The sequence below is a fragment of the Enterococcus sp. DIV0561 genome, from assembly GCF_050539875.1.
GTDB classification, from domain to species: Bacteria; Bacillota; Bacilli; order Lactobacillales; family Enterococcaceae; genus Enterococcus; species Enterococcus faecalis.
The window spans coordinates 948,468-957,500 of record NZ_CP172927.1 but is presented as its reverse complement, the minus strand read 5'-3'; the positions used below and the strand labels follow the sequence as shown (position 1 = coordinate 957,500).

The following is a 9,033-nucleotide window of genomic DNA, read 5'->3' as shown; positions in this document are numbered from 1 at the left end:
GAGAAGCTTTAAGAGATTTGCATGACCTCGCGGTCTAGCGACTCGTTGTACTTCCCATTGTAGCACGTGTGTAGCCCAGGTCATAAGGGGCATGATGATTTGACGTCATCCCCACCTTCCTCCGGTTTGTCACCGGCAGTCTCGCTAGAGTGCCCAACTAAATGATGGCAACTAACAATAAGGGTTGCGCTCGTTGCGGGACTTAACCCAACATCTCACGACACGAGCTGACGACAACCATGCACCACCTGTCACTTTGTCCCCGAAGGGAAAGCTCTATCTCTAGAGTGGTCAAAGGATGTCAAGACCTGGTAAGGTTCTTCGCGTTGCTTCGAATTAAACCACATGCTCCACCGCTTGTGCGGGCCCCCGTCAATTCCTTTGAGTTTCAACCTTGCGGTCGTACTCCCCAGGCGGAGTGCTTAATGCGTTTGCTGCAGCACTGAAGGGCGGAAACCCTCCAACACTTAGCACTCATCGTTTACGGCGTGGACTACCAGGGTATCTAATCCTGTTTGCTCCCCACGCTTTCGAGCCTCAGCGTCAGTTACAGACCAGAGAGCCGCCTTCGCCACTGGTGTTCCTCCATATATCTACGCATTTCACCGCTACACATGGAATTCCACTCTCCTCTTCTGCACTCAAGTCTCCCAGTTTCCAATGACCCTCCCCGGTTGAGCCGGGGGCTTTCACATCAGACTTAAGAAACCGCCTGCGCTCGCTTTACGCCCAATAAATCCGGACAACGCTTGCCACCTACGTATTACCGCGGCTGCTGGCACGTAGTTAGCCGTGGCTTTCTGGTTAGATACCGTCAGGGGACGTTCAGTTACTAACGTCCTTGTTCTTCTCTAACAACAGAGTTTTACGATCCGAAAACCTTCTTCACTCACGCGGCGTTGCTCGGTCAGACTTTCGTCCATTGCCGAAGATTCCCTACTGCTGCCTCCCGTAGGAGTCTGGGCCGTGTCTCAGTCCCAGTGTGGCCGATCACCCTCTCAGGTCGGCTATGCATCGTGGCCTTGGTGAGCCGTTACCTCACCAACTAGCTAATGCACCGCGGGTCCATCCATCAGCGACACCCGAAAGCGCCTTTCACTCTTATGCCATGCGGCATAAACTGTTATGCGGTATTAGCACCTGTTTCCAAGTGTTATCCCCCTCTGATGGGTAGGTTACCCACGTGTTACTCACCCGTCCGCCACTCCTCTTTCCAATTGAGTGCAAGCACTCGGGAGGAAAGAAGCGTTCGACTTGCATGTATTAGGCACGCCGCCAGCGTTCGTCCTGAGCCAGGATCAAACTCTCATAATAAAAGTTAGAACAATCTTGCGATTGTTAAGCTCAATTTGTTTGCTAGCATATTGCTTGCTTGTTAAAAATGTTTGTTGTCTTGAATTGAATCAAGACGCCCTACACATTTGGTTCGTCTATTCTTTGTTCAGTTTTCAAAGGTCTACGTTACCTCGCAGCAACTTTTATATCATAACAAACTTTCGTTTGAATGTCAAGAACTTTTTTAAAAAAGTTTTTTTAAGTTGTTTTGCTTGGTTGTTGTTGTCTGTTGTGACAACTTCTATATCTTATCATTATCTCAGTTGTTTGTCAACAACTTTTTAAAACTTTTTTGTTATTTTATAACAAGTTTTTTTGATCAAATGATTGATTTAAAAGCAATCTCTTTAACGACTTTGTTATTCTAACATGTTATTTATCTTTTCGTCAAGAAAAATTTTCAACTTTTTAAAACTTTTTTCTTAACAAACTGTTTGTCAGAACAGATATTAATATACCAAGGATTTTTCTAAAACGCAACTATTATTTTGCAGAAAAATAACATTTTTTTCAATTTCGAACGATGAATATTTTCTGCAAAGAAAACATTCGTTTCTTTATCTTATAATCCCTTTTCTCTTACTGAAATGTTCGTTAATCATTCGTAAAAAAAAAGCGTGGGACAAAAATCACTTTGGATTTTTGCTCCACGCTCAAAAACTGATAAACGGCGGGAACAGAACCAACTCCTTCGGAAATAAGCCGAAATTCTCCAAAAATTAAAGAGCAATTTTCGGAAATTTCTTCTTATTTCTCGGAGCTAAACGGTTCTGTCCCGACCTCCTCTTCTTTTATTCCAGCGATTGGAATAAAAATTCTAAAGATCGTTCCTTGATGCAATACGCTTTCTGCATCAATACGTCCTTTATAGTTTTCGACTAATTGTTTTGCAATCGATAGTCCTAAGCCATTACCACCTTTATTTCTTGCACGGGCTTTATCTACTCGGTAGAATCGATCAAATATTTTCTCCAAGTCTTCTTCAGTGATTCCTTCACCAAAATCTTGCACAGCTATTTCAAATTCATTCATCGTTCGAGAAATGGAAATATGCACTTCTTTTCGATCTGTTGAATATTTAATCGCATTATCTAATAGAATAATTAGCAATTGTTCAAAGTGATTACGATAGATTTTCAGTTCAACTTCGGTTGGTAAATCGTCATCTAATGTGATATGAAACTCAGGATAAACCAATTGGAAGTTATTAAATACTTGGTAGACTACTTGTTTAGCATCTGTTCGTTCATTTGCATATTGGGTGTCCACTTGTTCAGCGCGTGAAAGGTCAAGCATTTCTTGGACCAAACTCTTCATACGACTAATTTCTTGTAAACTGGCCTTTAATGATTCATCTAAAATTTCAGGATCGTCTTTCCCCCAACGATTTAAAAGGTTTAAATGGCCTTCCATAATCGCAACGGGCGTTCTTAATTCATGGGAAACATCTTCAACAAACTGCTCTTGTTGTTCGATGTAGCGTCTCATACGATCTAACATTTCATTAAAGATTTCCGAGATATCTGCTAACTCATCTCTCGTATTAATCTCCGGCATGTGGACATCTGATTGCGGGTCTTTGCGGATTGTATCCATCGTGTCTCTCAATACTTTTAATGGTTTTAAGAAATAAGAAGAGAGGATAAAGCCTAAGACACTACTTACAATCAGAGAAATCACTTCTAAAACTACAAGTGTTAATAATAAATGATTACGAATTTCATAAAAAGAAGAAAGTTCATAAAACGCTTGAATATAGCCAATCTTTTCTCGTGTTTCTTTTGAAAAAATAGGTTCCACGGAATAAAAACCGGTTTTATCAAAAACAGTTCGAACAACAGGTAATTGTCGATCCAATTGTAATAACTTATCATATTCATTTTGCGTTTTAAAAACTAGCTTTTGGTTTGTGTCATACACAGATAAATAAAGTTCTGGTTGTCCTAGTTCAGATATGAAACTGTCCATTTCCATAAACGAACCTTCTACTGCTGTATGCTTATTATAGTAGTTTTCATCTCTTTCACTCGGCGTTTTTAAATAGTCAAAAACGTCTGTTACCGTTAAATTTTCATTGGCATTAGCTAATCGATTTGTTACTTCTGCAATCGTTGCTTCGACATTTTCCTTTTCTTTGGCAACAATAAGACTGACAGAAGACTTATAGGTAATCACCGCAAAAATGGTAAAAACTACAAATATAAAGAAAGAACTTGCGAAAGCCCACTTTATAGTTAAAGATGGGCCTTCCAGTTCTTTTTTAATCGTTCTTTTCATTAATTAGTTCTCACGAACGCATAACGTAGCCAGTTCCACGGACAGTTTGGATGTAGCTTTCTTCTCCAGGTACGTCAATTTTATTTCGCAAGTAGCGGATATATACATCCACAACGTTTGTTTCTACTTCTGTTTCATAGCCCCAAACTTTATTTAGTAACACATCACGTGCCAAGACAACGTTCACGTTTTCCATTAGCGTTAATAGTAATTCGTATTCGCGTTTTGTTAATTCAATCATTTCAGAATTACGACGAACGACACGATTTTCTTTTTCAATTGTTAAGTCACGATATGTAATCGTTGTTTGTTTTGCAACGTTTTTATCGCCCTCAATATCAATACGACGAAGTAACGCACGTAAACGAGCTAACAATTCTTCAATTGCAAATGGTTTAACAATATAATCATCCGCTCCATGGTCTAAACCAGAAACACGGTCAATTACTGAATCACGCGCAGTCATCATAATAATTGGTGTATTTTTCACTTGGCGAACACGGCGACATACTTCTAATCCATTCAATTCTGGTAACATCAAATCAAGAAGGATAGCATCCCATTCGTTGTTAAGAGCGGCTTCCAATCCTGTACGACCATTGTAGTGTACTTCTGTCGTATACCCCTCATGTTTTAATTCAAGCTCAACGAATCTCGCTAAGTTCTTTTCATCTTCAATAATTAAAATGTTGCTCATTTGATTAATTGTCCTTTCTCTTTAAAAGCTATACTCAAGCTCAACCTTTTTATTCCTTACTACTTATTAGAGAATTACTACTCAATCTGTCTGGTTCTTTTTTAAGCCACAGTAAAACCATGAGCATGGTGAGCCACACTCATGGTCTCCAGCGTGTTTATTCTTCGTTGTACCAGCTATAATGGTAGATTCCTTCTTTGTCTGTGCGTTCGTACGTATGAGCACCGAAGTAATCACGTTGTGCTTGAATTAAATTCGCTGGTAAGCGATCTGAACGATAAGAATCGTAATAAGCAATTGCAGATGAGAATGTTGGTACAGGAACACCTGCTTGAACAGCAATCGCAACAACTTCACGAACGGCTTGTTGATATTTTTTCGTAATTTCTACGAAGTATTCATCTAACAACAAGTTTTCAAGTGCTGGATTTTTTTCATATGCATCGGTAATTTTTTGTAAGAATTGTGCACGGATAATGCAACCTGCTCGCCAGATTTTTGCAATTTCACCAAATGGTAAATCCCATCCGTATTCTTCAGAAGCTGCACGGAGTTGTGCAAAACCTTGCGCATAACTCATTAATTTACTAAAGTATAATGCTTCGCGAATTTTTTCAATCAATTCTTTTTTATCGCCTGCAAAGTCAAAGGCTGCAGGTTTTGATAAAATGCCACTTGCTTTTACGCGTTCTTCTTTGTAAGCTGAAATAAAACGTGCAAATACTGATTCTGTAATTAATGGTAATGGTACGCCAAGATCTAACGCACTTTGGCTTGTCCATTTACCTGTTCCTTTGTTGCCTGCTGCATCAAGAATAACATCAACGATTGGTTGGTCGGTTCCTTCATCATCTTTACGTGTCAAAATGTCAGCCGTGATCTCGATAAGGTAACTGTCTAATTCGCCTTCGTTCCATTCTTTGAAAATCTCTGCCATTTCATCAACAGATAAACCTAAGATTTGTTTCATTAAATCGTAGGATTCAGCAATTAATTGCATGTCCCCATATTCAATCCCATTATGAACCATTTTTACATAATGTCCAGCACCATTTGGGCCAATGTAAGTCACACATGGTTCACCGTCTTCTGCTTTAGCTGAAATTTTTTCAAGAATTGGCGCAACTAACTCATATGCTTCTTTTTGTCCGCCAGGCATGATAGATGGTCCTTTCAAGGCTCCTTCTTCTCCGCCAGAAACGCCAGTACCAATAAAGTTAATTCCTGAGTTTGCTAGTTCTTCATTACGTCGCATTGTGTCTTTGAAGAACGTATTACCGCCATCAATTAAGATGTCGCCTTTATCAAGGTGTGGTAACAATTCTTGGATTGTCGCATCTGTTGCAGGTCCAGCTTTAACCATCAACATAATTCGACGAGGTTTTTCAATTGCATTCACAAATTCCTCAATTGAGTATGTTGCTTGAAAGTTTTTGTCAGGATGTTCTTCAACCACTTCTGTTGTTTTTGATCCTGTACGGTTATACAGCGCAACTGTATAGCCTCTGCTTTCAATGTTTAAAGCAAGATTTTTTCCCATGACAGCCATGCCGACTACGCCAAATTGTTGTTTTGTCATTTTATGACCTCCTATATTATAATCAACGAAAATTCTATGAGCATTCTCTTATAATCCTCACTATTATAACGCACTATCTTTCATATGAAAACAATATAGTGCCAATAAATTTCCAATTTCTTCATATTTTCTTAAAAAAATACAAATCCCCTAGGCTCCATGGTTAGCCTAGGGGATTCAACATTTCAAAAAATGTTTTTATGCTTATGCTTCTTTAGACATTACGTCTTTTCCATCGTAGTGACCACATGCTGGACATACGTGATGGCTTTTTTTCATTTCACCACAGTTTGAGCATGCATTTAAGCCTTTGATTGTTAATTTGTAGTGTGTGCGACGTTTTGCTTTTTTCGCTTTAGAAGTTCTTCTAGCTGGTACTGCCATTGTTGTTCCACCTCCTTGTAAAGATGCGTGTATTTACATACACAATATATTCCAACCTAGCTGTTATCTTCCTTTTCAGCATTATCGCTGAGTAATTCTGATAGTTTAGCCAGACGAGGATCCACTGTTTGTTCTGCTGCTTTCTGCTTACTTTCCAAATATGCTTCTTCTGAAATCACTTCCCAGTCATTGCCACTTGGCATTTCTTGACTGTTTTGTTCTTCTTCTGTAAGCACTTGAATTGGAATGGACAATAGAATGTTGTCTTCGACAGATTCATCTAAATCAATTGTTGGCTTGTCCAATAAAATAATCTCTTCAGCTGCAAATCGTTCATCTCTTGTATCCATTTGTTCTTTTGTCATAAAGACTTCATCGACCGTGATTTGCATTGGCAAAGCCACAGGTTCTAAAGAACGGGATGAAGGAACGGTTACAGTTACCTGAATAGTGTAATGAAGTAAATATTCTGATTTATTGACTGCTAATAAGCCTTCTACTTTGATTGGACTAACATCCAACAAGGTATCATCTCGTTGAAGAAGCTCTTCTTTAAGATGCAATGTTTCTGAAAACACTAGCGGCTCTTCTTTGTATTTATTTAATTCTAACAAAGACCACTTCATAATTATCACTCCTAAGCAACAAAAGCTATTATACAGGGGTATGAAAGCTTTGTCAATGAAATTTTCTTGACAGCCCTTTCTTATTTCCTGTTTTTCTTTCGTTTTTTTTATAATTGTTTTTCTGTTGAAGATAACTTAGCGCTTATTTAATTAAATAACAAAATTTTTGTGTGAAATAACATAAATAATTTAAAACTAAGACATAATTTTACTATTTGCGCCCAACTCTTTATTTACTGAATACGTGTTTTCTGAACATTTCGTACTACTGTCTTCCTTGTAAAAAAGCTGAGACAAACTGACGAATCGGTTTGTCCCAGCTTTGCGTCCGAGTACATATTGCTTAAAATCAAATGATTGAATTAATTAGACTTAGATAGCTGTTGTTGCTCCGCGGTAAACAATACCACGACGAGGATCAACAGTAATCACTTCGTCATTATTAATTAATGATGTTGCATCTGCAGCACCTACGATAACTGGAATATTTTGTGCAATCGCTACAACAGCTGCATGAGAAGTTAAACCACCTTCTTCAACAACTAATGCTGATGCTTTTTCAATTGCAGGCATGTATTCTTTATCTGTTGTTTTTGTAACTAAAATAGCTCCTTCAGTCGCTTTAGCAACTGCTTCTTCAGCAGTTCCTGCAACAACGGCTTTTGCAATAATTGCTTCTTCGCCGACACCTTGACCTTGAACTAATTTAGAACCGATCATTTGAATTTTCATTAAGTTTGTTGTGCCTTTTTCGCCAACTGGAACACCAGCAGTGATAATGATTAAATCACCTTCTGAAGCATAACCTTCTTCTTGTGATACTTTTGAAGCTAAATTAAACATTTCATCTGTGCTTGATGGTTTGTCAGCAACTGTTGCGTAAACACCCCATGATAATGATAAGCTACGTGCTTTTTGTTCTGAGAACGTAATTGCAACGATATGTGCTTTTGGACGGTATTTAGAGATCATACGTGCTGTATGGCCTGATTCTGTTGCCGCAACGATTGTTTGGATACCCAAGTTACGTGCTGTATGGCCAACAGATTGTCCGATTGCTTCAGTCATATCTGTTTTGCTATATAATTTCAATGCGAATGAATCTTGGTTAACTAATGTTTCTTCTGTACGAACTGCAATACGAGCCATTGTTTGAACAGCTTCTAATGGGTAATCCCCTGCTGCAGTTTCGCCTGATAACATTACTGCATCTGTTCCATCGTAGATTGCGTTTGCTACGTCATTTGCTTCCGCACGTGTTGGACGTGGGTTACGTTGCATTGAATCTAACATTTGTGTTGCAGTGATAACTGGTTTACCTAAAGCATTACATTTTTTAATTAAAGCTTTTTGGACAACTGGAACATCTTCTGTTGGAATTTCAACACCCATGTCACCACGAGCAACCATTAAACCATCAGAAACTTTTAAGATTTCATCGATATTATCGATACCTTCTTGGTTTTCGATTTTAGGAATGATTTGGATGTGTGTTGCGTTTTCTTCTTCTAAAATTTTAGTGATTTCTAAAACGTCAGAAGCACGACGAACGAAGCTAGCTGCGATAAAGTCAATTCCTTGACCAATTCCGAAACGGATATCGTTAGCATCTTTTTCAGTGATCCCTGGTAAGTTTACAGAAACGCCTGGTACGTTAACGCCTTTTTTATTTTTCAAGACGCCTTCGTTTTTAACAACTGTTACGATTTCGTTTGCATCACGGTCGATATCAGTTACTTCTAAATCGATTAAACCATCATCTAAAAGAATGTGTGAACCTACGTTTACATCATTGATTAATTCTGGATAAGTGATTGAGAATTTTTCATTTGTTCCTAAAACTTCTGTCATAGAAATACGTACTGAATCACCAATTTTCATTGTGATTGCGCCATTTTCCATGTCATTTGTGCGGATTTCAGGACCTTTTGTATCTAGTAAGATCGCTACGCGTTTCCCTGTAATTTTTACAGCTTCACGAATGTTTTTAATACGAGCACCATGCTCTTCGTAGTCACCATGTGAAAAGTTCAAACGGCAAACATTCATACCTGCATTAATTAAGTTTACTAGCATATCAACGGATTCACTAGCTGGTCCAATCGTACATACGATTTTCGTTTTTTTCATTACTA

6 protein-coding genes and 1 rRNA gene (1 of these 7 cut by a window edge) are annotated in these 9,033 nt (G+C 38.5%); all 7 read right to left on the bottom strand.

Annotation, left to right across the window (positions count from 1 at the left end; genetic code table 11):
- A 16S ribosomal RNA gene (locus tag IGM13_RS04640) occupies positions 1–1,314 on the bottom strand (it extends 247 nt beyond the left edge of the window).
- A gap of 768 nt (positions 1,315–2,082) precedes the next feature.
- Entirely contained in the window at positions 2,083–3,612 is a 1,530-nt protein-coding gene (locus tag IGM13_RS04635; protein WP_002416339.1) for a HAMP domain-containing sensor histidine kinase, read from the bottom strand.
- Positions 3,613–3,622: 10 nt separating this feature from the next.
- A complete protein-coding gene (locus IGM13_RS04630; protein WP_002355954.1) occupies positions 3,623–4,309 on the bottom strand; it encodes a response regulator transcription factor in 687 nt (228 codons plus the stop codon).
- Positions 4,310–4,466: 157 nt separating this feature from the next.
- Complete coding sequence (gndA, locus tag IGM13_RS04625; RefSeq protein ID WP_002383445.1) at positions 4,467–5,888, bottom strand: NADP-dependent phosphogluconate dehydrogenase; 1,422 nt, start codon at positions 5,886–5,888, stop codon at positions 4,467–4,469.
- Between the two features lie 204 nt (positions 5,889–6,092).
- Positions 6,093–6,272 (bottom strand): 50S ribosomal protein L32, encoded by a 180-nt coding sequence (rpmF, locus tag IGM13_RS04620; protein ID WP_002355952.1) that lies wholly within the window; start codon positions 6,270–6,272, stop codon positions 6,093–6,095.
- Between the two features lie 56 nt (positions 6,273–6,328).
- Positions 6,329–6,898, bottom strand: coding sequence for a YceD family protein (locus IGM13_RS04615; protein ID WP_002383443.1), 570 nt, complete (start codon positions 6,896–6,898; stop codon positions 6,329–6,331).
- A gap of 372 nt (positions 6,899–7,270) precedes the next feature.
- Positions 7,271–9,028, bottom strand: a complete 1,758-nt coding sequence (gene pyk / locus IGM13_RS04610; RefSeq protein ID WP_002355949.1) for a pyruvate kinase — start codon at positions 9,026–9,028, stop codon at positions 7,271–7,273.
- Between the last annotated feature and the right edge of the window lie 5 nt (positions 9,029–9,033).